Origin of the sequence: Zhongshania sp. (assembly GCF_041623545.1) — a bacterium.
GTDB lineage: Bacteria > Pseudomonadota > Gammaproteobacteria > Pseudomonadales > Spongiibacteraceae > Spongiibacter.
Genome location: NZ_JBFJWS010000009.1, coordinates 24,677 through 48,397 on the forward strand (window position 1 = coordinate 24,677; position 23,721 = coordinate 48,397).

General features: G+C 52.9%; 25 protein-coding genes and 1 tRNA gene. 13 read left to right on the forward strand and 13 right to left on the reverse strand.

Features of this window, described 5'->3' with window-relative positions; genetic code table 11:
• Window positions 1-5 precede the first annotated feature (5 nt).
• The 7 genes from pth to ABYT30_RS02670 all read right to left on the reverse strand — a co-directional run bounded on the left by pth (window position 6) and on the right by ABYT30_RS02670 (window position 5,735).
• Complete coding sequence (gene pth / locus ABYT30_RS02640) at window positions 6-593, reverse strand: aminoacyl-tRNA hydrolase (RefSeq protein WP_373080541.1); 588 nt, start codon at window positions 591-593, stop codon at window positions 6-8.
• A 42-nt stretch (window positions 594-635) separates the two neighbouring features.
• The gene (locus tag ABYT30_RS02645) at window positions 636-1,271 is read right to left on the reverse strand and encodes a 50S ribosomal protein L25/general stress protein Ctc (RefSeq protein WP_373080538.1); all 636 of its coding nucleotides are present in this window, start codon (window positions 1,269-1,271) and stop codon (window positions 636-638) included.
• Between the two features lie 85 nt (window positions 1,272-1,356).
• Complete coding sequence (locus tag ABYT30_RS02650; protein ID WP_373080536.1) at window positions 1,357-2,301, reverse strand: ribose-phosphate diphosphokinase; 945 nt, start codon at window positions 2,299-2,301, stop codon at window positions 1,357-1,359.
• 152 nt (window positions 2,302-2,453) lie between these two features.
• A tRNA-Gln gene (locus ABYT30_RS02655) sits at window positions 2,454-2,528 on the reverse strand.
• Window positions 2,529-2,549: 21 nt separating this feature from the next.
• Window positions 2,550-3,395, reverse strand: coding sequence for a 4-(cytidine 5'-diphospho)-2-C-methyl-D-erythritol kinase (ispE, locus tag ABYT30_RS02660; RefSeq protein ID WP_373095171.1), 846 nt, complete (start codon window positions 3,393-3,395; stop codon window positions 2,550-2,552).
• Entirely contained in the window at window positions 3,395-3,985 is a 591-nt protein-coding gene (gene lolB, locus ABYT30_RS02665) for a lipoprotein insertase outer membrane protein LolB (RefSeq protein WP_373080531.1), read from the reverse strand. Before lolB ends, ispE begins: the two co-directional genes overlap by 1 nt.
• On the reverse strand, window positions 3,978-5,735 hold the full coding sequence (locus ABYT30_RS02670; RefSeq protein WP_373080528.1) for a tetratricopeptide repeat protein: 1,758 nt from the start codon (window positions 5,733-5,735) through the stop codon (window positions 3,978-3,980). The genes lolB and ABYT30_RS02670 overlap by 8 nt, the downstream gene beginning before the upstream one ends.
• Window positions 5,736-5,906: 171 nt before the next feature.
• Here ABYT30_RS02670 and hemA point away from each other — a divergent pair, with 171 nt between their 5' ends.
• From hemA to rhlB, 6 genes are all read left to right on the forward strand, one after another.
• A complete protein-coding gene (hemA, locus tag ABYT30_RS02675) occupies window positions 5,907-7,178 on the forward strand; it encodes a glutamyl-tRNA reductase (RefSeq protein WP_373080526.1) in 1,272 nt (423 codons plus the stop codon).
• Window positions 7,179-7,209: 31 nt separating this feature from the next.
• On the forward strand, window positions 7,210-8,292 hold the full coding sequence (gene prfA / locus ABYT30_RS02680; RefSeq protein WP_373095173.1) for a peptide chain release factor 1: 1,083 nt from the start codon (window positions 7,210-7,212) through the stop codon (window positions 8,290-8,292).
• On the forward strand, window positions 8,292-9,140 hold the full coding sequence (gene prmC / locus ABYT30_RS02685) for a peptide chain release factor N(5)-glutamine methyltransferase (protein ID WP_373095174.1): 849 nt from the start codon (window positions 8,292-8,294) through the stop codon (window positions 9,138-9,140). The genes prfA and prmC overlap by 1 nt, the downstream gene beginning before the upstream one ends.
• Window positions 9,133-9,885, forward strand: a complete 753-nt coding sequence (locus tag ABYT30_RS02690; RefSeq protein ID WP_373082014.1) for a ThiF family adenylyltransferase — start codon at window positions 9,133-9,135, stop codon at window positions 9,883-9,885. Before prmC ends, ABYT30_RS02690 begins: the two co-directional genes overlap by 8 nt.
• 48 nt (window positions 9,886-9,933) lie before the next feature.
• Window positions 9,934-10,782, forward strand: a complete 849-nt coding sequence (locus ABYT30_RS02695; RefSeq protein WP_373095176.1) for a DoxX family membrane protein — start codon at window positions 9,934-9,936, stop codon at window positions 10,780-10,782.
• A gap of 89 nt (window positions 10,783-10,871) precedes the next feature.
• Window positions 10,872-12,215, forward strand: coding sequence for an ATP-dependent RNA helicase RhlB (rhlB, locus tag ABYT30_RS02700; protein WP_373082009.1), 1,344 nt, complete (start codon window positions 10,872-10,874; stop codon window positions 12,213-12,215).
• Between the two features lie 14 nt (window positions 12,216-12,229).
• Here rhlB and cysZ read toward each other — a convergent pair whose 3' ends face one another.
• Both cysZ and ABYT30_RS02710 read right to left on the reverse strand, forming a co-directional pair.
• Window positions 12,230-12,955 (reverse strand): sulfate transporter CysZ, encoded by a 726-nt coding sequence (gene cysZ / locus ABYT30_RS02705; protein ID WP_373095177.1) that lies wholly within the window; start codon window positions 12,953-12,955, stop codon window positions 12,230-12,232.
• 85 nt (window positions 12,956-13,040) lie between these two features.
• The gene (locus ABYT30_RS02710; RefSeq protein WP_373082005.1) at window positions 13,041-13,244 is read right to left on the reverse strand and encodes a cysteine-rich CWC family protein; all 204 of its coding nucleotides are present in this window, start codon (window positions 13,242-13,244) and stop codon (window positions 13,041-13,043) included.
• A gap of 32 nt (window positions 13,245-13,276) precedes the next feature.
• Between ABYT30_RS02710 and smrA the strand changes: the two genes are divergently transcribed.
• Window positions 13,277-13,858, forward strand: a complete 582-nt coding sequence (gene smrA / locus ABYT30_RS02715; RefSeq protein WP_373082003.1) for a DNA endonuclease SmrA — start codon at window positions 13,277-13,279, stop codon at window positions 13,856-13,858.
• Window positions 13,859-13,866: 8 nt separating this feature from the next.
• Here smrA and ABYT30_RS02720 read toward each other — a convergent pair whose 3' ends face one another.
• The 4 genes from ABYT30_RS02720 to gatC form a co-directional block, all read right to left on the reverse strand.
• On the reverse strand, window positions 13,867-14,157 hold the full coding sequence (locus ABYT30_RS02720) for a PA4642 family protein (protein WP_373095179.1): 291 nt from the start codon (window positions 14,155-14,157) through the stop codon (window positions 13,867-13,869).
• Between the two features lie 30 nt (window positions 14,158-14,187).
• Window positions 14,188-15,636: an Asp-tRNA(Asn)/Glu-tRNA(Gln) amidotransferase subunit GatB gene (gene gatB / locus ABYT30_RS02725; protein WP_373095180.1), complete on the reverse strand. Its 1,449-nt coding sequence runs from the start codon at window positions 15,634-15,636 to the stop codon at window positions 14,188-14,190.
• Window positions 15,637-15,646: 10 nt separating this feature from the next.
• Entirely contained in the window at window positions 15,647-17,101 is a 1,455-nt protein-coding gene (gene gatA / locus ABYT30_RS02730; protein WP_373095182.1) for an Asp-tRNA(Asn)/Glu-tRNA(Gln) amidotransferase subunit GatA, read from the reverse strand.
• A 69-nt stretch (window positions 17,102-17,170) separates the two neighbouring features.
• Window positions 17,171-17,458: an Asp-tRNA(Asn)/Glu-tRNA(Gln) amidotransferase subunit GatC gene (gene gatC, locus ABYT30_RS02735; protein ID WP_373081992.1), complete on the reverse strand. Its 288-nt coding sequence runs from the start codon at window positions 17,456-17,458 to the stop codon at window positions 17,171-17,173.
• A gap of 261 nt (window positions 17,459-17,719) precedes the next feature.
• Here gatC and ABYT30_RS02740 point away from each other — a divergent pair, with 261 nt between their 5' ends.
• From ABYT30_RS02740 to ABYT30_RS02765, 6 genes are all read left to right on the forward strand, one after another.
• On the forward strand, window positions 17,720-18,757 hold the full coding sequence (locus tag ABYT30_RS02740) for a rod shape-determining protein (RefSeq protein WP_008251661.1): 1,038 nt from the start codon (window positions 17,720-17,722) through the stop codon (window positions 18,755-18,757).
• A gap of 81 nt (window positions 18,758-18,838) precedes the next feature.
• A complete protein-coding gene (mreC, locus tag ABYT30_RS02745) occupies window positions 18,839-19,624 on the forward strand; it encodes a rod shape-determining protein MreC (protein WP_373095186.1) in 786 nt (261 codons plus the stop codon).
• 3 nt (window positions 19,625-19,627) lie between these two features.
• The gene (mreD, locus tag ABYT30_RS02750; protein WP_373081988.1) at window positions 19,628-20,113 is read left to right on the forward strand and encodes a rod shape-determining protein MreD; all 486 of its coding nucleotides are present in this window, start codon (window positions 19,628-19,630) and stop codon (window positions 20,111-20,113) included.
• 1 nt (window position 20,114) lies between these two features.
• Entirely contained in the window at window positions 20,115-20,681 is a 567-nt protein-coding gene (locus tag ABYT30_RS02755) for a nucleoside triphosphate pyrophosphatase (protein WP_373081985.1), read from the forward strand.
• Window positions 20,682-20,691: 10 nt separating this feature from the next.
• A complete protein-coding gene (gene rng / locus ABYT30_RS02760) occupies window positions 20,692-22,155 on the forward strand; it encodes a ribonuclease G (RefSeq protein ID WP_373081982.1) in 1,464 nt (487 codons plus the stop codon).
• A 50-nt stretch (window positions 22,156-22,205) separates the two neighbouring features.
• Window positions 22,206-23,721: hypothetical protein (locus ABYT30_RS02765; protein WP_373095184.1), on the forward strand; the 1,516-nt coding region annotated here is incomplete at its 3' end.

Here is a 23,721-nt window from a genome sequence, read left to right on the forward strand (position 1 = left end):
TGATATTACCCTTGTTTATAGCTGTGTAGTTGATTCATGGCCTTTGCCCAGTCGCCGTTGACGGCGTCGGGGAGGCTGCGCAGGGCTTCGTCGATACAGCGATCGATGCTGATGCGCTCGTCGGCTGGCGGTTTGCCAAGAACATAATTTGTCACTTGCGCCGCGCTGCCGGGGTGGCCTATGCCAACTCGCAGGCGGTGGAAATTCTTGTTGTTGCCCAGCTGGGCAATGGTGTCGCGCAGGCCATTGTGGCCGCCGTGGCCGCCGCCGGTTTTAAAGCGGGCGGTGCCGGGGGCGAGGTCCAGTTCGTCGTGGGCGACGAGGATGGCTTCGGCCGGAATTCGGTAAAAATTAGCAAGTGCGGCGATGGCTTGACCGCTGCGGTTCATAAAGGTGGTGGGTATTAATAAGCGCAGATCTGCACCTTGGTACTGGATTCTGGCGGTGTCGCCGAAAAACCGAGATTCGCTACTGAGTGTGCAATGATGCTGGCGCGCCAGTTCTGAAACGAACCAAGCGCCCGCATTGTGACGAGTATCGTGATATTGCGGGCCGGGGTTAGCCAGGCCAACGATCAGTTTTATCGTATTCAATGGGGCGCCTGTTACTATTGGCCCCGAGGGGCCGTTAGCTTATTACTCTGCGTCGCTTGCTTCTGCTTCTTCGCCGTCATCGTCGCTAGAGGCGCCGCGTGGAGCGTGAACAGTTGCAATAGCTTGGTCGTGGTCTTCGCCAAGTGCCAGAGCGGTGCTGCTAACGCCGGCAGGTAGGGTTAGATCAGAGATGTGCAGTGTGGTGCCGGTTTCAATCAGCGCCATGTCCACTTCAATGAACTCGGGCAGATCTTTTGGTAAGCACTGTACTTCAATGTCAGTTGCCGCGTGGGTGATGTTGCCGCCCGCCAGCTTAACACCAACACAGATTTCTTCATTGATGAAGTGCAGTGGGACGTGCAGTGTAATTGGGGTGTCGGCACTTACGCGCAGGAAATCGGCGTGTAAAACGCGCAATTTAGCTGGGTGACGCTGCAGATCCTTTAATACCACTGACTCTTTCTGGCCATCAACATCCAAGGTCAGGATGGAAGTGTAGAAAGCTTCGTCGTTGAGCAATCTGATTAGATCTTTGTGAATCAGATTGAGCATTTGTGGAGCTTTTTCGCCACCGTAAACAATAGCAGGAATCTCACCTTCCAGACGACGTAGGCGGCGGCTCGCACCTTTCCCTACATCTGCGCGAACTGTTGCGCTAACTGTGTAATCGCTAGACATATTTGTCTCCTTAATAACGCGAAAACCGCCGACTTGCGACCAGTGCGGCGGTAAATGTCGAAAAACGTGTTGCTAAGCGAAGTGCTTAGCGAAACAGTGCGCTGATCGACTCTTCATTACTGACCCGTCGAATTGACTCGGCCAATAGATTTGCCAGGGTTAGCTGGCGAATTTTGCTGCATTTTCTTGCGTCTTCCGACAGCGGGATGGTGTCAGTTACCACCAGTTCGTCCAATTGCGAGCCGTTGATGTTGGCAATGGCCGCGCCGGATAATACAGGATGTGTACAGTAAGCGACAACTTTTGCGGCGCCATGTTGTTTAAGCGCTTCAGCGGCCTTGCACAAAGTGCCGGCTGTATCGACCATATCGTCGACTAAAATACAGGTTTTGCCTTCAACTTCGCCGATTATGTGCATAACTTGCGCGATGCCGGCAGCTGGGCGTCGCTTGTCAATGATGGCGAGATCGGCGTCGTCTAATTGCTTGGCCACAGCGCGAGCGCGGACAACACCGCCGATGTCAGGCGATACTACCATTTGATTCTCGTACTGCTGGCGACTGATGTCATCTAGCAATATTGGTGAGCCGTAGACATTATCGACGGGAACATCAAAAAAGCCCTGAATCTGCTCGGCGTGTAGGTCAACAGTTAGTACACGGTTAATGCCCACACCGCTCATCATATCGGCAACGACTTTGGCGGAAATCGGCACGCGCTGTGAGCGTACTCGGCGGTCTTGGCGAGCGTAGCCGAAGTAGGGGACAACAGCGGTTATGCGGCCGGCGGAGGCTCTGCGCATGGCGTCGGCCATTACGATGAGTTCCATTAGGTTGTCGTTGGTGGGCGCGCACGTTGGTTGCAGTAGAAATACATCGGCGCCACGCACGTTCTCGTTCACTTCGACGAATATTTCGCCGTCACTGAATTTGCCAACAATTGCATCGCCTAGTGGTAGGTGCAAATGTTCAACGACTTTGCGAGCAAGTTCGGGATTGGCATTGCCGGTGAAGACCATCATCTTGGGCACGGTCGGCGTCCTGTAGGGCTGGTGTTAATGAATTTCAGGTGGTGTGCGTTGCCAATTTATCGCAATTGGCTGGCTCTCAGTGCGTGTACTTTGGAAATAGCTCAGGCAGCTGATTTGAAGCTACAAGCCGCTTTACGCGGCGAGTTTTAAAATGGCTGGGGTGGTAGGACTCGAACCTACGAATGCTGAGATCAAAACCCAGTGCCTTACCACTTGGCGACACCCCAATAAAACTTTTCAGGTCTGCGTTAGAGAATGCCCAATGCTAAATGCAGTGGCGAGGTGTTAACGCCTCGGGCAACGAAACCATTAATATCGCTTGGTCGTTGCGCGCAAACTGCCTCGGCAGTTGCCTGATCTTGGAAGCTGGCAAAAACGCATGCGCCTGTGCCGGTAAGCTTCGCGGGGGCAAATTGATTCAGCCAAATCAAAGCCTTATCAACCTTCGGATACAGTTTTCGAACCAGTGGTTCGCAACTATTTCCGTTACCTCCCTCAAGAAAGGCGGCTATTTTGATCGGTGAGCTGTGGCGTGTCAATTGTTCATGACAAAAAATTTCTACAGTGGACACATGGCAGTCGGGTTTTAGCACCAGAAACCAACTCTCTGGGGTCTGTATGGGGCTGAGTTTTTCGCCGATACCCTCTGCCCAAGCAGTCTTGCCGTGTACAAAAACCGGCACGTCGGCGCCAAGTTTTAAACCGATCTCGGCTAATTGCGCCAGGCTCAGTTTTAGATCCCATAAAGCGTTAAGGCCTAGTAGCGTACTTGCAGCATCAGAGCTTCCGCCGCCAATACCCCCACCCATGGGTAGACGTTTAATGAGTGAGATGTCTGCGCCAAGGCGTTGCTCAGGTTTTAATGCCTGTAATTGGCGCGCGGCGCGCATGATTAGGTTGTCTTCACTCGCTACGCCATTGAGGTCGGTAGTCAAGCAAAGCTGAGCGTCGTCGCGGTGGCGTAGCCGCAAACTGTCGCCGTAATCGAGCAGCTGAAACACTGTTTGCAGCTCGTGGTAGCCATCGGCGCGGCGGCCAGTAATATTGAGAAATAAATTTATTTTGGCGGGGCAGGGCAGCTCAATTGTCGTCATTAGGGAATGCATGCGCTCGTTTGTTCGTTCCAGTCTCGAATAATTAGGCTTAGGCGGGTGTTTGCAGAGCGTGCTTCAACTCGGTCGGGCAAGGTTTGCTGAGCTTGGCTGTAGCGATAGTGTATGACCCAGCCCGCCTGTTCTAATTCCTCGAGTTGGCCATTGGTGTTAATCCGGCTGCGCAGTTCTAGCTGGGGCGCTGCGCGACCGCGCACCCAGAGGCGTAAAGCTTCAACGGGGAGCGGCCATTGTGCTTGGGCGGCGAGGTGTTCAATGCTGTCCGCGCGGCGGATTTCGCCATTTTGGTTTAGGCTGGCACCACCTTTGTCAGCTGTTAGCTCAATGGCGCCACTGCCGAGTGGGCCGCTGAGGCGGATAAGCATGCTGCTGGGGCCGCACTGTTGCCAATCTATGGTGGCGCTTTCTCGCTTGTCGCCGTGCCAAAGACCGATTTTACCCTTGAGCTGCCAATGTTCCGCGGTGTTGTCGTGGTAGCGTTCGGGACTTGCTGCGCAGCCTGCTAGGTAGGCGATGCTGATGACGGCAAGGACTTTGAGCCAAAGCTGTTGTCTTGAGTGTGATTTAGTCATTCAGGAGCTTCAACCTGCGCAGGGTGTCAAAAATAATGGGGCTGTTTGGGGTGTCTTTTAGTCCAGTTTTCCACACAGTTTTAGCGCGCTGCCGGTCGCCGCTGGCCCAAAGGGCTTCGCCAAAATGGGCGGCAATTTCGTGGTCCTGACTTTTGTTGTAGGCCCTTTCCAAGAGCGCGACTGCGCCAGCTGTGTCGCCCTTTAGAAACAGTATCCAGCCGTAACTATCGATTATGGCGGGGTCTTCGGGTTCTAGTGCCAAGGCGCGTTTAACAAGGCTTTCTGCTTCGTCGAGTCGCGAGCTGAGGTTGGCGAGGCTGTAGCCAAGGGCGTTGAGTGCTGTCGCGTTTTCGGGGTCACGCTTAAGTATGTGCCTGAGATCGGACTCCAGTGTGCTGAGGTCGCCGAGCTTTTCGCTAAATAATGAGCGGGCGTAGCGTAACTGCTCGTCGTCAGGGAAGCTGTTTAATGCTGTGGTGAGTAAGTCGTAGCCGCGCTGGAAGTGAGATTCCTTGCGCAGAATTTCCGCTTCGAGCAAGTAGATTAGGCTGCTGTGTTCTGGCAGGCGCATACGCAGAACTTTTAGTCGCTCTAGGGTTTTCTCAGGACCATCGAGGCTCAGCGAGATGCTGCTCAAGCGCTGACTGGCCGGGGTGAATTCTGGATTGGCTGTGGCTTGCTCGTAATGAGCGATAGCTTCTGGCCAGTTGCGGTCTTCTTCGGCAAGGCGGCCAAGCACGTAGTGTGCGCGACTGCTGTGTGCAGGGGTGTCGCTAAGGGATGCAAGCTGCTCCGCCGCTTCGCTGGTGTTGCTGAGCTCGCGATTAATAAGCATCAGCTCTAGCAGCAGGTCATTGTCTGCCGGGTTCTGTCGGACGAGCAACTCATATTGGGCTTTGGCTTGGTATAAGTCAGTTTTTACTAAGCGCCGAGCCAAGTCGTGGCGCAGGCGTTTGTGATTGGGGTTTTGGTCCACGGCATACTGCAGCCTCGCAAGGGCTTCATCGTCGCGTCCCAATTGGGCGAGGGTGCGGGTTTCAATAAGCAGGGCGTGGGGGTTGTCAGGTTCGTCGCTAAGTACCTGTTGGATAAGTTCGAGTGCGGCGGTCTCTTGCTGTTGATACTGCAGCATTAAGGCCTTAGCTATTTTGAGTGAGTTTTCGTTTGGGTGACGTTCGAGTTGCGTATTTATCTGTTTGAGAAAATCACGCTGCTCGTCCTCGGAGCGCGAGAGAACGGTGGCTGCCAAGGCGGCAAAATTGCTTTCACCGCCTAACTCCATGACTTTAGTCATGTGTGGGAAGGCGTCGAGTGGACGCTGGCTGCGAGATAGGGACGAGGCCAAAATATAGTGTGCCTCCGCATTTTCTGGCTCGAACTTTAGCCATTGCCGGGCATAGTTTTGGGCGACATCGTCGCGATTTAAATATTGGGCCAGTCTGGCGGCTGTGGTGATTACACCAAGATCCCCGGTTTTTTCGGCTTGGTAGCTGTAGTTATCTAAAGCGGTATCAAGGTCGTGATAGCGCAGGGCCATTTCGGCCACCAGTAGATCGAAAAACGTGTCTTCCGGAAAGGAGCGCTGGGGCTTTTCGCTAGCGGGCGGCTTAGCGGTTTCGGCTAGGCCTGTTGCTGGGCCTGATGTTAAGCTGGCGCAGCCACTTAGTAGCGTCAATGTTAATAACAGGCTTGGTAGGGCAGAACGCATAATATAGGTATCACCACGGGTTTTGAGAGCCAATGTTAGCATGGCTATTGGTCATGGGTTAGGGCTATAAGCTAGGACATTCGTCGCTAGCTTAAATTCGGTAATCAACAATGTTTGGCCCAAGGTGGGAATAAAATCCACATTTGGCCTTCATCTTGCTAAAATTCACCGCTGTTCCCGCGTTAACTCTTAAAGTCAGGCGCTCGTTATTTAATGAATTTGCTCGTAATTGGCATAAACCACAACTCCGCCCCAGTCGCGGTGCGCGAGCGCGTGGCCTTTGTGCCTGAGCAAATGCCTATCGCCCTGCGCGATGCTCTGACTTGTATTGGTGTCTCTGAGCTGGCAATACTCTCTACCTGTAATCGCACTGAATTATACGGGGTACTCGATGATACTGCCGATGCTACAGTTCACAGCATGGTGGATTGGTTGGCGGCCTATCATCACATTGATCGCTCAGAGTTGGCGGCGTGTATTTATGATCGCCGCGGCCAAGACGCTCTTAGGCATATGATGGAGGTCGCTGCGGGCCTGGATTCGATGGTGCTTGGTGAACCGCAAATCCTCGGTCAAATGAAGACGGCTTATGCTCAGGCGGTTGATGCTGGCACCGCAAACGGGGCCTTGCATCGCACCTTCGCTCAAGTTTTTTCGGTGGCTAAGCGGGTGCGTACCGATACGGGGATTGGCGAAAACCCTGTGTCTGTGGCCTATGCAGCAGTAAATTTAACCCAGCATGTATTTTCTTCCTTGAGTAGCTGTACCGCGCTGTTGATTGGTGCCGGTGAAACCATTGAGCTGGTAGCTCGTCATCTTCATGATAAGGGTGTAAAGCGTATCATTATCGCCAATCGCACCTTAGATCGGGCGCGGGGACTTGCCGAGCAGTTTAATGCTGAGGCGGTGATGCTCTCAGACATGCCCAAGTATTTGGTCGACGCCGATATCGTGGTGGCATCGACGGCCAGCCAATTGCCCATTCTTGGTAAAGGCGCGGTTGAGTTAGCATTAAAAAAGCGCAAACACCGACCCATGGTGATGGTCGATATTGCGGTACCCCGCGATATCGAATCGCAGGTGGCAGAGCTGGCCGATGTCTTTTTGTACACGGTTGATGATCTCCGCGAAATTGTTGAAGAAAATAAACGAGCTCGGCAAAGCGAGGCCCACAAAGCGAGCGACATCATTGCTAAGGCATTACTTGATTGGCAAACCCAAATTCGCGCTTTGGACGCTGTGGATACCGTACGGGATTATCGTGCTAAAGCGGAGCAGTATCGCGACGTAGAGTTGGAGCGGGCCTTGCGTCAATTGGCAAAAGGTGAGGACGCCGAGCAAGTGCTGGAGCAATTGGCTCGGGGCTTAACCAATAAATTAATACACAGCCCAACAACCCAAATAAAAGCGGCGGGCGCAAAAGGTCGAACCGATCTCGTCCACTGGGCGCGGGAGTTGTTTCAGCTTAAAGACAGTGACTCCTAAGCCACCCATACCTTAATTAAGTGAGTAAAAAATGAAGGCCTCCCTTGTCAGTAAGCTCGACAATTTGCTTGATCGTTACGAAGAGATCGGCGCGTTGCTTAGCGACCCGGAAATTATTGGTAATCAGGATCGCTTCCGCGGCCTGTCGCAAGAGTACGCAGAAATTGAGTCCGTGGTGCAGAGCTATGGGGAGTACCGCCAGGTTGCGGAAGATCTCGCTGAGGCCACTGCCATGCTCAGCGAAGATGATGCTGATATGCGGGAAATGGCCGAAGAGGAAGTTAAGACGGCAAAGGCCAAATTAGAGACCTTGGAAGTGGAGCTGCAGACCTTGCTGCTGCCCAAAGACCCCAATGATTCGCACAACGTATTTTTGGAAATTCGCGCTGGCACCGGTGGTGACGAGGCTGCGATATTTGCTGGTGATCTATTCCGTATGTACTCCCGTTACGCTGAGCGCAAGGGGTGGCGCGTTGAGGTTTTGAGTGAGCGCCAAGGTGAGCACGGGGGCTACAAAGAAATTATCAGTCGGGTGGCGGGTCAAGAAGTTTATGGTCACCTTAAGTTTGAATCTGGCGCTCACCGTGTGCAGCGGGTGCCGGAAACGGAATCCCAGGGACGCATTCATACCTCGGCATGTACTGTCGCGGTGATGGCTGAACCAGAAGAAGCCGATGAAATATTAATTAATAAAGGCGATCTCCGCATCGACACCTTTCGCTCGAGCGGTGCCGGTGGTCAGCACGTAAACACCACTGATTCTGCGGTGCGAATTGTTCATATACCCACCGGCATTGTGGTCGAGTGCCAGGACGAGCGTTCGCAACATAAAAACAAGGCGCGGGCGATGTCCCTGTTAACGGCGAAAGTGAACGATGCCGCTAGCAGCAAAAATCTCGCGGAGCAGGCGACAGAGCGCCGCAATTTGGTCGGCAGCGGTGATCGTTCCGAGCGAATTCGTACCTATAATTTTCCCCAGGGCAGGGTAACTGATCACCGTATTAATCTTACTTTGTATAAGTTAGACGAATTCGTACAGGGCGATGTTGACCATATTATTTCGCCGCTGCGCCAGGAATACCAAGCAGACCTGTTGGCTGCGCTGGCGGAATAATGTCGACTCTCAGCATTGCTGATGCCTTGGCGTATCGGGGCCAATTAGCGGCGCTGAGTGACAGCGCTGAGCTCGATACTGCGTTACTACTTTGTTATTGCTTGGGGAAACCTCGCAGCTATTTATACAGCTGGCCGGAACGGGCGTTGACCGCCGAGGAACAGGCGCAGTTTCAAGCGCTCTTCGCGCGGCGTGCCGCTGGCGAACCCATCGCGCATATATTGGGTTATCGCGATTTCTGGTCACTGTCCTTGGCGGTATCGCCAGCCAGTTTAATTCCCCGCCCAGATACCGAGTGCTTGGTTGAGCGTGCATTAGAAATTATTCGCGATCAAATTCGTCCGCAAATTCTCGATTTAGGCACGGGCACGGGCGCAATTGCCTTGGCTTTGGCCTCTGAGCGGTCTGATGCGGATGTGCTTGGCTTGGACTGCGTGGCCGATGCGGTTGCCCTTGCCAAAGCCAATAGCACGGCTCTTTCATTGCGTAATGTTCGTTTTCAGCAGTCTAACTGGTTCGCCGCACTTGATGCTAAGCGGTATCAGTTGATTGTCAGTAACCCGCCCTATATTGATGCTGACGATCCACATTTGCGGGAGGGCGACGTGCGCTTTGAACCGCGTTCGGCATTAGTTGCGGCGGACGGTGGTATGGCTGACCTGAAGCATATCATTCAATTCGCGCCGGAATATTTACATGCTGACGGGGTGTTGCTGTTGGAGCATGGTTTCCAGCAAGCAAGTGCAGTTCGTCAGGTTTTTAGTGAGCGAGGCTTTAGCGGCGTTGAGACCCGCTGTGATTACGGCGGTAATGAGCGAATTAGCTGGGGGGTATGGCGCCATGAATGACGAACAGTTACTGCGTTACAGTCGTCATATTTTACTGCCGGGATTGGATGTGGCTGGCCAAGAGGCCTTGTTGCAAAGTCGCGTGCTGATTGTCGGAATGGGTGGCTTGGGTTGCCCAGTTGCTCTGTATTTGGCCGCGTCGGGGGTGGGTGAGCTGCATTTGGCTGACGACGACGCGGTTGATTTAAGTAATTTACAGCGACAGATCGCCCACGGCAGCAATGATATTGGTCGACTCAAAGTCGATTCGGTTGCGGACAGTATTGGCGCTGTAAATAGCGATACAAGGCTGCTGAAGTATCCAGTGCGTCTAGGTGGTGAGGCCTTGCAGGATGTCGTCACTAAGGTCGATTTGGTGGTCGATGCCAGTGATAATTTCACAACCCGCTTTGCCCTGAATCAAGCTTGCTATGCTGCGCGCAAGCCGTTGGTGTCTGGCGCCGCAATTCGCGGTGAGGGGCAGTTGAGTGTGTTTGATTTTCGCCGTGACGATTCGCCCTGCTATCGCTGTCTATATCACGAGGCCGACGACGCGGCGCTCAATTGTTCAGAGAGTGGCGTGTTAGCGCCCATTGTCGGCATCGTTGGCAGCATGCAAGCACTGGAGGCCTTGAAGTGCTTAACGGACTTTGGGGTGCCGTTAGTGGGTCGCTTATTATTAATCGACGGCGTTAATATGGAGCTGCGTCAGCTGAACCTTCGCCCAGACCCCGCTTGCCCAGTGTGCAGTTCCGGTCGCATCTAGCTATACTTTTTCAGCACGACCACGATAATTATAAAAAAGGGGATGATTATGGCCTTGTTGTATAGAGCCTATTACGGCGTACACGATTTTCTGTTTGGTTTGTTGGCCAAATTAGATGGTTTGGCACCGCTGTTGATTCGACTTTATTTAGCGCCGGTCATGATTGCCGCAGGCTTATATAAATTTCGTCATCTCGATGCCACTGCCCAGTGGCTAGGAAGCGGCCTTGGTTTGCCGGAGCCGGAGCTCCTCGCGCAATTGCTCACCTATACCGAGTTGTTGGGCGGCTTTTTATTACTGTTTGGACTGGCTGTGCGCTGGGTAAGCATTCCTCTCATGGTGGCCATGTTGGTGGCGGCGATCACCGTGCACTGGGATAACGGTTGGTTTGCAATTGCGCCGTCTGATCCCGCGACCAGTACCGCCAAACCCTTGGCTGATTTAGGGCTGCCCGCTGCGCGCGCGAGTTTGGAAAATAGCCAGGCCGTTGGCGATAGGCTTGACCGAGCGGCAGATATTCTTAATGAGCACGGTAACTACGGCTGGCTAACGGAAAAAGGAGACATCGCCGTAGTCAATAACGGTATTGAATTTGCCGCGACGTATTTTATTATGCTGCTTAGCTTAATGTTTAGCGGCGGCGGGCGCTGGTTTAGTGTGGACTATTATCTTGACCGGCAGGCGCGGGCACGCATAGCGACGAGTAATGAGGCGAGGGCTGCGGCAAAGCGCATGGCGGAAGCTCCGGTATCAGTGCCGAAGGCGGTATCAGCGGAGTCGCCCGCCGCGGAGGCACCTTTAAAACCGCCGCTAACAGAGCAAGTTAAACCATCTTCGCCGCCTCCCTTGGAGCAGCAAAAAGTAGGCGCACCTGACTCGCAAGTGCCGATAAAGTAAAAAATAACAGGCGGCAATGGCATTTGGGCGTGTTGCCGGAGAATGGTGCTAGAATGGCTGATTATTGTGCAATTTAAGAAGAGTGAATTTTGTTAAAAAAGTTATTTGGCTCAGGTAAAGCATCGTCAACGCCAGAACAGACTACTGTTGCAGACAGTCAGGGCGCGGCAGCTGTTTCCACAAGCAAGCGCTCGCCACGAGGTCGCAGTGGGGCCGAAAAGCACAAGCCAGCTGAACCGGAATGGAGCTTAGACCAATTCCCAGTGCCGGTGGAGGAGGGCAAAACCCGCTTTCACGACTTGGATCTCGACCTGAGTTTGATGCATGGCATTGCCGATACTGGCTTCAAGTATTGCTCGCCGATTCAAGCCGTGTCATTACCCCACACCTTGCGCGGCAACGATGTGATTGGTAAAGCCCAAACTGGCACCGGCAAAACCGCTGCGTTTTTGATTACTATTTTTAATGATCTGCTGAGTAATCCCATAGAAGAAGAGCGCTTTGCCGGTGAGCCTCGCGCCTTGGTTATTGCACCGACCCGCGAGCTGGTGGTGCAAATTGGTGAAGATGCCCGCGCCCTAGGTAAATACTGCGGTTTAAATGTGGTGACCTTGATCGGCGGCATGGACTACCAGAAGCAGCAGGATAAATTGAAGGGCATGGTTGATATTGTGGTGGCAACGCCTGGTCGCCTCTTGGACTTTGAAGGTCGTAAAGACCTGTATCTGGATCAAATTGAAATTTTAGTGATTGATGAAGCCGACCGCATGCTGGACATGGGGTTTATTCCGCAAGTTAAGCGCATTGTGCGGGCGACACCAAGCACCGCCCACCGTCAAACACTGCTGTTCAGCGCCACTTTCACCGACGATATTATGCGTTTGACCGAGCAGTGGACAAAAGAGCCGGTTAAAATCGAAATTGAACCCGAAAGCGTCGCGACGGATACGGTTGACCAGAAAGTTTATTTGGTTGAGTCCCAAGATAAATATCGCTTACTTCTGAATATCGTGCGAGAAGAGCACGCGACGAGCGTGATTATCTTTGTGAATCGCCGAGATGAAACCCGCCGTCTATTTGAAAAAATGCAGAAAGCCGGTATTCGCTGTGGCATTTTGTCGGGTGAAATTCCCCAGAACAAACGCTCGCGGACCTTGCAGCAATTTAAAGACGGTGAAATTAACTGTCTGGTGGCAACCGATGTCGCGGGCCGCGGCATTCACGTCAATGGTGTTAGCCACGTGATTAATTATGTGTTGCCTGAAGACGCGGAAGACTACGTGCACCGCATTGGTCGCACAGGTCGCGCTGGTGCAACCGGTACCTCGATCAGCTTTGCTTGTGAGGACGATGCCTTCTTGCTGCCCAATATTGAAGAGGCCCTAGGCATGAAGCTGCCGTGTGTTCGGCCTCCCGAGCACTTGCTCAGGTAAGCGCTTCTCTATGGCTACTTTTTAAAGCGCTCCACCCACATTAAAGTGCCGCCGCACACGGCGGCGGGCATTATTATTAGGTTCAAAATGGGCACCATGGTGCCTAACATCACCAAGGCGCCAAAGCTGAAGCTACTGCCGCGTTGACTACTAATCCGTGTGCGGGCTTCTTTAAAGCTCAGTTTGTGATTGTCCATTGGGTAGTCACAATAGGCTAGCGCCATCATCCACGCGTTGAGCGCGAACCACAGCAGTGGTGCCAAGGGCGAGATCACAAAGCTGGCGATTAATGTCAGTATCGCAAAGCCTAGGTAGTAGAAGAGTTTTTGGCATTCCCGTCCTATGCTTTTGGGAAAGCTGGCGATGGCCATGGCAATGGTTTCGCGGCCGGCTACCTCTTCGCCGGTTAGCATTTCCTCGACTTTTTCTGAGAGTAAGCCGTTAAAGGGCGAGGCGATAATATTGGCCACCGTACTAAAGATATACATGACAATCGCAAGTACTAAAATCACTGCTAAGGGCCACAGAACCCAGCGCAAAAAATCCAACCAGCTCGGTAGCCATTCAATGACCTGATTGATCCAGCCGCTCATGGCTTCCAAGGTCAGGGTGGTGAACGCGCCAAATATAAGAATATTTATCAGCAAGGGAATGGCGACAAACAGGCGAATGCCTGGTTGGCTAAGCATTTTAAAGCCACGTAACAAATAATCGGGGCCACTCAGTGGGCTTGGTGTCATGGTGTTTTACCGGTGGCGGAAATGAATTGGCAAGGTTGACCTTATGGCCTTGGCGCCGTATTTTCAATGCCTGTTTACATTGTTTTTACGTAGTGACACGCCCGCATTTCGGACAAATACAGCGCGGTGGTCCACTGCGGTTAGCGGCTTGTTGTTTTGCTGCGTTGTCGAGGCTGGCTTGCATGCACCAACAATTGCTAGACTCGCGGCCCGTTGCGACAGCACATTGATTATCTTGGTCGCAGAGCGGGCATTGGGTCGCGGGTTCTGGTGCTGTATTGATAAGCATCGTTTTTCCTGAATTTAGCAGTGGAGGTGAACATGGACGACGAAGAGCAATTGTTCGCCCAAGAGATGGCTGGTGTCAAACCGCTCGAGCTGGAAGCGCGGGTGGCATTGAAGAAACTGGATTTAGATAAGGTTAATATTGCTGCTCGTCGCGAGGCTGCCACCGCCAGAAGCGAGCGTAAAAACTTCTTATCGACTGGCGACATAGAATTACTCGACCCCTATCATATTGTGGAGTTTAAACGCGAAGGCGTGCAACACGGTGTGTTTCGGCGTTTGAAACAGGGTAAGTATCGTATTGAGGCAAGCTTAGACTTGCATAAAATGACGGTGGAGCAGGCGCGCTTACAGGTGTTTGAATTTATTCGCGAGGCCATGAAGCTAGATTTACGGGCAGTGATTATTGTTCACGGTCGCGGCCATAATAGCAGTTCCAATGGCGCGGTCTTGAAGTCTTATGTGAATCGCTGGCTCCCCGAGTTGGAGGAAGTGCAGGCCTATTGCAGTGCTCAGCCCCAACATGGCGGGGCCGGTGCGGTATATATTATGCTGCGCAAAAGTGAGGCTAAAAAGCAGGAGAACCGCGACCGCTTTAGTCGCAGCCGCAGCAGTTAAACCAGCCTCTACACTGCGCCCATCTTCTCTAAAGCGGCGACGTGCTCACCGGAGTTGCGGTGTTCTTTTGCATAGCTAAGCACGGTGCGGCCCGCTTTGTCAGTGGCGTTGAGATTGCGGTTAGTCTCTAAAAACATGCCGAGAAACAATTCGAAGTCGTCAGCTCGCATGCTTTGGTATGCTTTGAGTAGCGCGTGAAAGTCTGCGTCGGTGCCCGCTTTGGGCTCAGAATCCAAAAACTCTCTCACCCGATCTTCGGTCCATACTTCGTCCAGAACCTTCTCTTTATCTTTTTTCATCGTATTTACATTACCTTGTAGGGGCGGGGTTTAGCTGCCCAGCTTTTCGTTTAAAAGTTTATTGATGACGCCGGGGTTGGCCTGGCCCTTGGACGCTTTCATAATTTGACCAACAAAGAAGCCTAGCATTTTCTTGCGTTTGCCTTCGTCGGCGCCACGGAACTGTTCAACCTGCTCAGGGTTGGCGGCCAAGACCTCGTCGACCATCGCGCCGAGGGCGCCAGTGTCGGAAACCTGCTTTAAGCCCTTGCTGTCGATAATGGCATCGGCGCTGTCGCCCTCACCATTCCACAGTGCTTCAAACACCTGCTTGGCGATTTTACCTGAGATGCTATTGTCGATAATGCGCTGTATTAAGCCGCCAAGCTGGCTCGCGCTAACCGGGCTATCGGCGATACTGAGGTTGTCGCGATTCAACGCGGCGGAGAGTTCGCCGTTCACCCAGTTAGCGGCGAGCTTGGCGTCACCTGTGACGTCGGCGGTGGCCTCAAAATAATCGGCAATGGCGCGCTCGGTGGTGAGTAGCGCGGCATCGTAGCTTGACAAGCCGTAGGAGGCTTCAAAGCGCTGGCGCTTGGCATCGGGTAATTCCGGCATGGTGGTCTTGAGCTGGTCAATTAAGTCCTGCTCAATAACCACGGGCAGCAAATCAGGGCACGGGAAGTAGCGGTAGTCATTGGCTTCTTCTTTGCTGCGCATGGCGCGGGTTTCATTTTTGTCGCTGTCGTAGAGTCGGGTTTCCTGCTTAACTTTGCCGCCGTCTTCAATGAGCTCAATTTGTCGTTGTACTTCAACTTTAATGGCGCGTTCAACAAAGCGGAAAGAGTTGATGTTTTTGATCTCGGCGCGGGTGCCGTATTCGGCTTGGCCTTTGGGTCGCACCGAGACGTTGGCGTCGCAGCGCAAGGAGCCCTGAGATAGGTCGCCGTCGGAAATATCCAGATAAGTCACTATAGAGTGGATCTTGCGCAAATAAGCCACGGCCTCTTCGGCACTGCGCATATCCGGTTCAGACACAATTTCAATCAAGGGTGTGCCCGCGCGATTGAGATCGATGCCGGTCATGCCGTGATAATCTTCGTGCAGCGACTTGCCAGCGTCTTCTTCTAAGTGAGCGTGGTGCACGCGAATATCGCGGCTACTGCCGTCCGCTAGATTAATGGTGACAATGCCCGGGCCAACAATGGGAAAATCCATTTGCGTGGTCTGGTAGCCCTTAGGTAAATCGGGGTAAAAATAATTTTTGCGGTCGAATACTGAGGCCATGCAGATGTCTGCATTAATGGCGAGGCCGAACAAAATCGCTTTTTTTAATGCCTGTTCATTGAGCACCGGGAGGGTGCCGGGTAGGGCCAGATCTACGGCGCTGGCCTGAGTATTAGGTGCAGAGCCAAAGGCTGTGCTGGAGCCAGAAAAAATCTTTGATTTGGTGTTGAGCTGGACGTGGACTTCCAGGCCAATAACTACTTCCCATTCCATAATGCTTTCCTTATACGCTGCCGGGCGCAACGTGGCTGTGCCAGTCGCTGCGCTGCTGATATTGATGGGCGGCGGCGAGTAAACTCGCCTCGTCAAAGTCGCGGCCAATCAATTGCAGGCCAATGGGTTTGCCTTGGGTGAAGCCCACCGGTAGCGAGATGGCGGGTAGGCCAGCCAAATTCACGGCGATGGTGTAAATGTCTTCAAGATACATCGTCAGTGGGTCGCTGACTTTCTCGCCCAGTGCAAAGGCGGGGTTTGGGGTGGTGGGCCCAGCGATCATGTCGACTTCCTTAAATGCCTCATCGAAATCTTGCTTAATTAAGCGGCGAATTTGCTGGGCTTTGCGATAGTAGGCATCGTAGAAGCCAGACGACAACGCGTAGGTGCCGATCAAAATGCGACGCTTAACCTCTGCGCCAAAGCCTTCAGCACGGGTGCGGGTGTAGAGATCGTCAAGGTCTCTGGGGTTTTCGCAGCGATAGCCGTAGCGTACGCCATCAAAGCGGGATAAATTCGCCGAGGCTTCCGCCGGAGCGATAATATAGTAGCAAGGTACCGCCAAGTGAGTGTGCGGCAGGCTAATGGTCTTGATTTCAGCGCCGAGTTTGCGGTATTCGTCCAGTGCTGATTCAACCGCCGCGCCAATCGCGGGGTCTAGGCCCTCGCTGAAATACTCTTTAGGTACGCCAATTTTTAAGCCTTTCAGGTCTTTGTTTAGGCCGCCGACAAAATCAGGTACAGCTTGCTGCATGCTGGTGCTGTCGAGGGGATCAAATCCTGCCATGGCCTGCAGGAGTAGGGCATTGTCTTCGGCGGTTTTGGCCATTGGGCCAGCTTGGTCGAGGCTCGAGGCGAAGGCGATCATGCCGTAGCGAGATACGCGGCCATAGCTTGGCTTGAGGCCGGTCAGGCCACACAGTGCGGCGGGTTGGCGTATTGAGCCGCCGGTGTCGGTGCCGGTGGCTGCCGGAGCGAGACCAGCGGCAATGGCCGCGGCTGAGCCGCCAGAGGAGCCACCGGGAACGCAGTCGGTATTCCAAGGGTTGCGCACCGCGCCGTAAAAGCTGGTTTCATTGGACGAGCCCATGGCGAACTCGTCCATATTGGTTTTACCCAGGGTCACGGCACCGGCCTGTGCCATATTGCTGACCACGGTAGCATTGTAGGGGGCAATAAAGTTGTCGAGCATTTTTGAAGCGCAGCTGGTACGCACGCCTTCGGTGCAGAAAATGTCTTTGTGGGCAATGGGTACACCGCATAACAGCCCGCCAGTGCCATTTTGGCGGGCTTGGTCAGCATTGCGCGCCTGAGTAAGTGCGGCATCAGCGGTTACGGTGATATAGCTGTTATAGCGCGGGTCGTGCGCGACGATGGCGTCTAAATACTGCTGGGTGATTTCTGCGCTGGAGAAGGTTTTGGCCTCCAGTCCGCGAAGGATGTCGGCAACCGTATGATTGGGCATAAATAAATGGCTCTTGGCAATATGATAATGTTTAGGCGCTAATGAACGAGCGGCGAGGGGCCTTTGTGGTCACTCAATGACTTGGGGCACTAAGTACAGGCCATCTTCAGTTTTCGGGGCAATGGCTTGAAAGTGTTCACGCTGATCGTCTTCGGTGACAATATCGGCGCGCAAGCGCTGAACGGCATCGTGGGGGTTGGCCATGGCGACGACATTTTTCGTATCCACTGCCTGCATGACATCGACCATATTTAAAATGTCGCCAATGCGCTGGCTGAGTTCTTCAGTTTCGCTGTCGGCAACGCTGATGCGCGCCAGTCTGGCCAGTTTGCTAATTTCGTTCTGGTCTAAACTCATGGATCACCTGAATTAATCTGTAAGAGGCTGGCGCGGGCTTTTTTCGGTGTTTAACTTGGGCGTGGCACCGAGATTGCTTTGCAGACAGCAGTAAACCCGTAAACTTATCATATTTGCGCCTTGCCCTAAATCCCTGCCATTGATAGAGTGGCAAAGTTTTCAATTCAGGGGCATGCGAAAATTGTCGGGTGGCAATCTCTTCGAGTCTCTATAGCCTGGCTCTACTCTAAAAATACGAGCCGTAGACGGTGTTAAATACTAATGTTTAAACGAATTCGTGGCATGTTCTCCAACGATTTATCTATCGATCTTGGAACAGCAAATACGCTTATTTATGTTCGAGGTCAGGGCATCGTTCTCGATGAACCCTCGGTAGTAGCTATTCGCGTGCACAATGGTCAGAAAACCATTGAGGCGGTTGGTATGGAAGCCAAGCGCATGTTGGGACGGACGCCCGGAAATATCACCGCCATTCGGCCATTAAAAGACGGTGTTATTGCCGACTTTCAAGTGACCGAAAAAATGCTGCAGCATTTTATTAAATTGGTTCACCAAAACAGCTTTATTCGTCCCAGCCCTCGGGTATTGGTTAGCGTACCCTGCAAAAGCACCCAAGTTGAGCGCCGCGCGATTCGCGAGTCGGTACTCAGCGCCGGTGCCCGTGAAGTGCGCTTGATTGAAGAGCCAATGGCGGCTGCGATAGGTGCTGGCCTGCGGGTTGGCGAAGCCTCAGGTTCGATGGTGGTGGATATTGGTGGTGGTACCACCGAAATTGCAATTATTTCTTTGAACGGTGTCGTGTATTCCGATTCCGTGCGCGTTGGTGGTGACCGCTTCGACGAGGCCATTGTCACCCATGTGCGCCGCACCTACGGTAGCTTGATTGGCGATGCAACTGCAGAGCGAATTAAACAGGAAATTGGCTGCGCCTACCCAGGCAGCGAATTGCGTGAAATTGATGTGCGCGGCCGGAATTTGGCCGAGGGTATCCCTCGTCGCTTCACCTTGAATAGCGATGAAATTCTTGAAGCTCTGCAGGAGCCTTTGCAAGTGATTATTCAGGGCGTTAAGCGCGCGCTGGAGCAGTCACCGCCAGAATTGGCAGCGGATATTGCCGAAACGGGTATTGTATTGACCGGTGGCGGCGCGTTGTTGCGGGGTATCGATCAATTGATCGCCGATGAAAGTGCACTTCCTGTTATTATCGCCGAAGATCCGCTGACCTGTGTGGCCCGCGGTGGTGGCAAGGCGCTGGAAATGATGGATCGGCATCACCTCGACATCTTGTCTGCAGAGTAATAATGATTCGCCCTGTAGAGGGAGGACGCAGCAATTAAACCGGTATTCTCGAATGAGTCCTCGGTTGGTGGGCGCCTACTGCTGTTTGGCGGTTTGGCGCTCGCACTCATCTTGCTCGGTCAGCGACTGGATTTTATGGCCCCAGTTCGCACCCAATTGTCTCTCGTGGCGGCGCCGTTTTACTGGGTAGTCGATGTCCCAAGTCGTATGGTGAGCGAGTTCAATGACACGCTGAGTTCGCGTCGCGAACTGATGGCAGACAACGAACGATTGCGCGCCGAGTCCTTAATCCTTAACGCCAAACTCCAAAAATACATTGAACTGCGGGCTGAGAATGTGCGGTTGCGCGAGTTAATGAACTCGGCTGAGCGACTCAATGATACCGTCGTCGTTGCTGAAGTGGTTGCGGTTGCTTCAGACCCCAATAGACATCAGTTAGTGGTCGATAAAGGCAGTCGCGATGGTGCTTTTGTCGGTCAGCCAGTGATTGATGCAACAGGCTTGCTCGGTCAAATTATTGAAGTGGGCATTTTGCAGAGCCGGGTTTTGTTAATTACAGATAGCGCTCACGCTCTGCCCGTGCGCGTTAGTCGCAACGGTCTCCGGGCGATAGCCGAGGGGACTGGGCTGATTGATGAATTGACCTTGACCCATGTGGCGGCCACAACCGATATCCAAGTTGGTGATTTATTGGTTAGCTCCGGTTTGGGCGGTCGCTTTCCCGGTGGGTATCCGGTCGGTGAGGTCACTGACGTGTCGATTGATCCGGGTCAACCTTTTGCCGAAGTGCGGGCTAGGCCAATGGCGCAGCTCGATCGCAGCCGCAACGTCTTGCTGGTGTTCAGTGAGCAGAAGTCGGAGGAGTAGCGCGTGGAATCGCATGCGCACGGACTGTGGTTTGTCGTAGTAAGTTTAGTGGCAGCGCTGCTGCTGAGTATTTCCCCTTTAAGTGGTGATTGGGCCTGGGCCCGTCCGGATTTTGTCCTGCTGACCTTGGTGTACTGGCTATTGGCGCTGCCAGAGCGGGTTGGGGTGTTCGTTAGCTGGTTGTGTGGCATTACCCTTGATATTTTGCAGGGCGTGGTACTTGGGCAGAATGCCTTTGCACTGGCAGTGATTGCCTACATGATCCAAGTCTCCTACCAGCGTTTGCGCATGTTTAGTTTGCGCAAGCAGGCTGCGTTTATTTCTTTGTTGGAATTGTTCCATATACTGGTCGACCAGTGGGCGCAAAATATTAATGGCGTGGCCCAGACTCATTGGCTGGTGTTTATCCCCATAGTGACAACGGGAATTCTGTGGTTATTCCTGCGGCCGACGATCGCTTGGTTTCAGCGCATGTTTGCGGTCTACTGAAATGTCTGAAATAGTGGTCTTAGCATCGCAGTCGCCGCGGCGGCGGGAGTTGCTGCAGCAAATTGGCATCCAATTTCAGGTCATTGCCGCTGACATTGATGAAACTCCTTTTTTTGCTGAAGATGCCGTGGACTATGTGCAGCGTATGGCTGCTGAGAAGGCGATGGCCGTTGTCAGTCGCGCAGCTAGCTTACCAGTGCTGGCCGCTGACACCTCGGTGATTGTCGATGGCGAAATTTTAGGCAAGCCAGATAATCGAGCGCACGCCGTGGCAATGCTAACGCGATTAAGCGGTCGCGGTCATCAGGTCATGACGGCAGTAGCATTATACGTGGGCGGTCAATTACGGCAGCGCTTGTCTGTGACTGAGGTTGTTTTCGCGAACTTGAGCCCAGCGCAGATTTACGCTTATGTCGATACTGGCGAGGCGGATGATAAGGCCGGTGCCTATGGTATTCAGGGCTTTGCCGGGCAATTTGTAGAGCATATCTCCGGTAGTTATTCCGGGGTGGTGGGGCTTCCTTTGCATGAAACAGCGGCTTTGCTGAGCGAAGCTGGAATCGGGTAAGAGTAAGACCATGAGCGAAGAAATTCTGATCAATGTTACGCCGGTCGAGACCCGGGTTGCGGTGGTCGAAAATGGCGTATTACAGGAAGTATATATTGAACGCAGTCGCTCTCGGGGCATCGCGGGAAATATTTATCAGGGCAAGGTGGTTCGGGTATTACCCGGTATGCAGGCTGCCTTTGTGGATATTGGCTTGGAGCGCACAGGGTTTATTCACGCCTCAGACATTGCCTGTTTGGATAATGCGGACGGTGAGCACGCGGATATCCGCACAAAGATTCGCGAGGGTCAATTACTCACGGTACAGGTGAGCAAAGACCCGATGGGTACCAAGGGCGCCCGCTTAACAACGCGGTTATCGGTGTCGTCGCGCTATTTGGTGTATATGCCGGGTGCTGCGCATATCGGTGTGTCGCACCGCATTGACGATGAAGAGGAGCGTCAACGCCTGCGGCAATTACTCGAGTCTGCTGCCCTAGAGGACAGTGGCGAGTTGCGCGACGGCTATATTCTGCGTACTGCCGCAGAGGGCGCTGGCGAAGAGGAGATGCTCGCCGATGTCCAGTTTTTAAAACGCCTATGGGTGGCGGTTGAGCGGCGCATGAAGCGGGATGTGGCACCGAGTGTGATATACGAAGACTTGCCACTGTTTATGCGGACCATGCGTGATTTGGTGCGCCCCGGTCTAGAAAAGATTCGTATCGATTCCAAGGAAAGCTTTCAGCGGGTGGCGCAGTTTGCCGAGGACTACCTGCCAGAAATTGCCTCGCAACTCGAATATTATCCCGGTGAACGGCCGATTTTTGACCTTTATGGGGTTGAAGACGAAATTCAGAAGGCCCTTGGTCGCAAGGTAGAGTTGAAGTCAGGTGGTTATCTGATTATTGATCAGACTGAGGCCATGAGCACCATCGATATTAATACTGGTGCCTTTGTTGGCCACCGCAATCTTGAAGAGACAATTTATAAAACTAATCTTGAAGCAGCGGCGGCCTTGGCTAGGCAGCTGCGCTTGCGTAACCTCGGTGGCATTATCATTATTGATTTTATCGATATGAAGGACCCAGAGCATCGCCGCCAAGTTTTGCGGGCCTTAGAAAAGGCCATGGAAAAGGATTACGCTAAGACCTCCATCACAGGGGTGTCAGAATTAGGCTTGGTCGAAATGACCCGCAAGCGCACCAGAGAGAGTTTGGAACATGTGCTTTGTGAGAGTTGCCGCTACTGCCATGGTCGTGGCTCAATGAAATCTCCTGAGACTGTGTGCTACGAAGTGTTTAGAGAAATACTGCGCGAGGCCCGAGCCTACGAGAGCAAACGGTTGCTGGTGTTGGCATCCCAAGAAGTGGTAGATCGCTTGCTCGATGAAGAGTCGTCCAGCGTTGCGGACCTAGAAGAGTTTATCGGCGCCAGTATTCGCTTTCAGGTGGAGGCGGTTTACACCCAAGAGCAATATGATGTGGTGCTTTTGTGATGCTGGGGACCTGCACGTACAAGTGTGGCCAATATCGTGGGTGAAGAGTGATGTTGGGACGCATATTTCGACAATTGTACGCCTTGGCTTGGGGGGCGGCGCTGCTGGTGTTGGTGTTACTGGCGCTCTACGCCAGCCTTGGCAGGCAATACATTGGTTTAGTCGAACGTTATCAGGACGAAATATTTCAGTATGCAGAAGCCTTCTCGGGCATACCTCTGCGAGCCAGTGCGATGCAGGGCAGCTGGTCTGGCTTGTCGCCCGTTATCGAGCTGCGGGATTTTCAGCTTGGTGAAAGTGGCGCACTGCGCTTTGATCGCGGCCGTATTGAAATCGATTTGCTCGCCTCACTCTTTTCCGGTACTCCTAAAATCCGCCAGATCAAGGTGGCAAAACTCGATTTAGATTTGCAGCAGGACAGCGCTGGTCATTGGCATATTCCCGATTTAAATACTGCCGGTGGAGGTAATCCAGATACCCTCATTGATTCGGTTTTGGGTGTTCGCAATGCGTCATTGGCATTGTTTTCAGTAAAATTACATTACGCTAATGGTGACCAAACCCAGATCAGCACACGTGATTTTTTCCTGCGTAGCGACGACAAATTTCGCCGAGCCTACGCCAAATTAAACACGGACAGTGACGGCGACATTCAATTATTACTCGAGACTTATGGTGATCCTCGCAATGCTGAGCGCTTTAGCGCGAATGCGTATTTGGCTATTGAAGATAGCCGTTTAAACGCCTTAGCGCCCCTATTTAAAGATAGCGCGCCGCTTATTAATAGCGAACTTAGTGGTGAGGTGTGGTTGAGTTGGCGTCGAGAGCAGCGCATTAATATTAGCGGTGTACTAAAGGCACCCGCGCTGTCTTTAGGTGTGTTGTGGGATTCTCAGACGGCGGTACTGAGTGATGTGAATATGCGATTTACCGGTAGTCATCGCGACGGTAATTGGCAAATCGGTTTCACTGAGTTTGATGCCCGCTGGCGAAACTTGGCGCTAGATCTTGCTGGGGTGTCGGTGCGGCGACCCGAGGCCGCACTGTGGCAATTTAGTTTGCCAGAACTCGATCTAGACGTTGCTAATACATTGCTCATTGAAAGTGAGGCGCTCAGTCCTGCGCTACAGGCGACACTTGATGAGCTAAAGCCTAAGGGCCGCTTGCGCAATATCGTGTTTGATTTGTACCGTTCAGCGGCTGGCTTTGAGGGATTTAATTTTCGAGCTGAAGCCGATGCATTAAGCCTCGAATCGTGGCAGGGCGCGCCGGGTGCGGAGGGCATATCGGGCTATTTGGAAATTGCGCCGCGACGCGGCTTGTTGTTATTGGACTCAGAACGCCTAATGCTGGCTTTTCCTAACTTGTACGAGAATGCCTTTGATTTGCAGAATATAAAGGCCGAGCTGAACTGGGCCTTTGATGAGGATCATTTAGCGCTCAGTAGTGGCTTGATCAGTGCAGAAAATCAGGGCGTGCCAATTGCGGCATTGTTACGACTAGACTTGCCACTGCACAAAGCGGTTATGAGCGAGCCGCAGATGAGCTTAGTCATTGGTGCGCGCA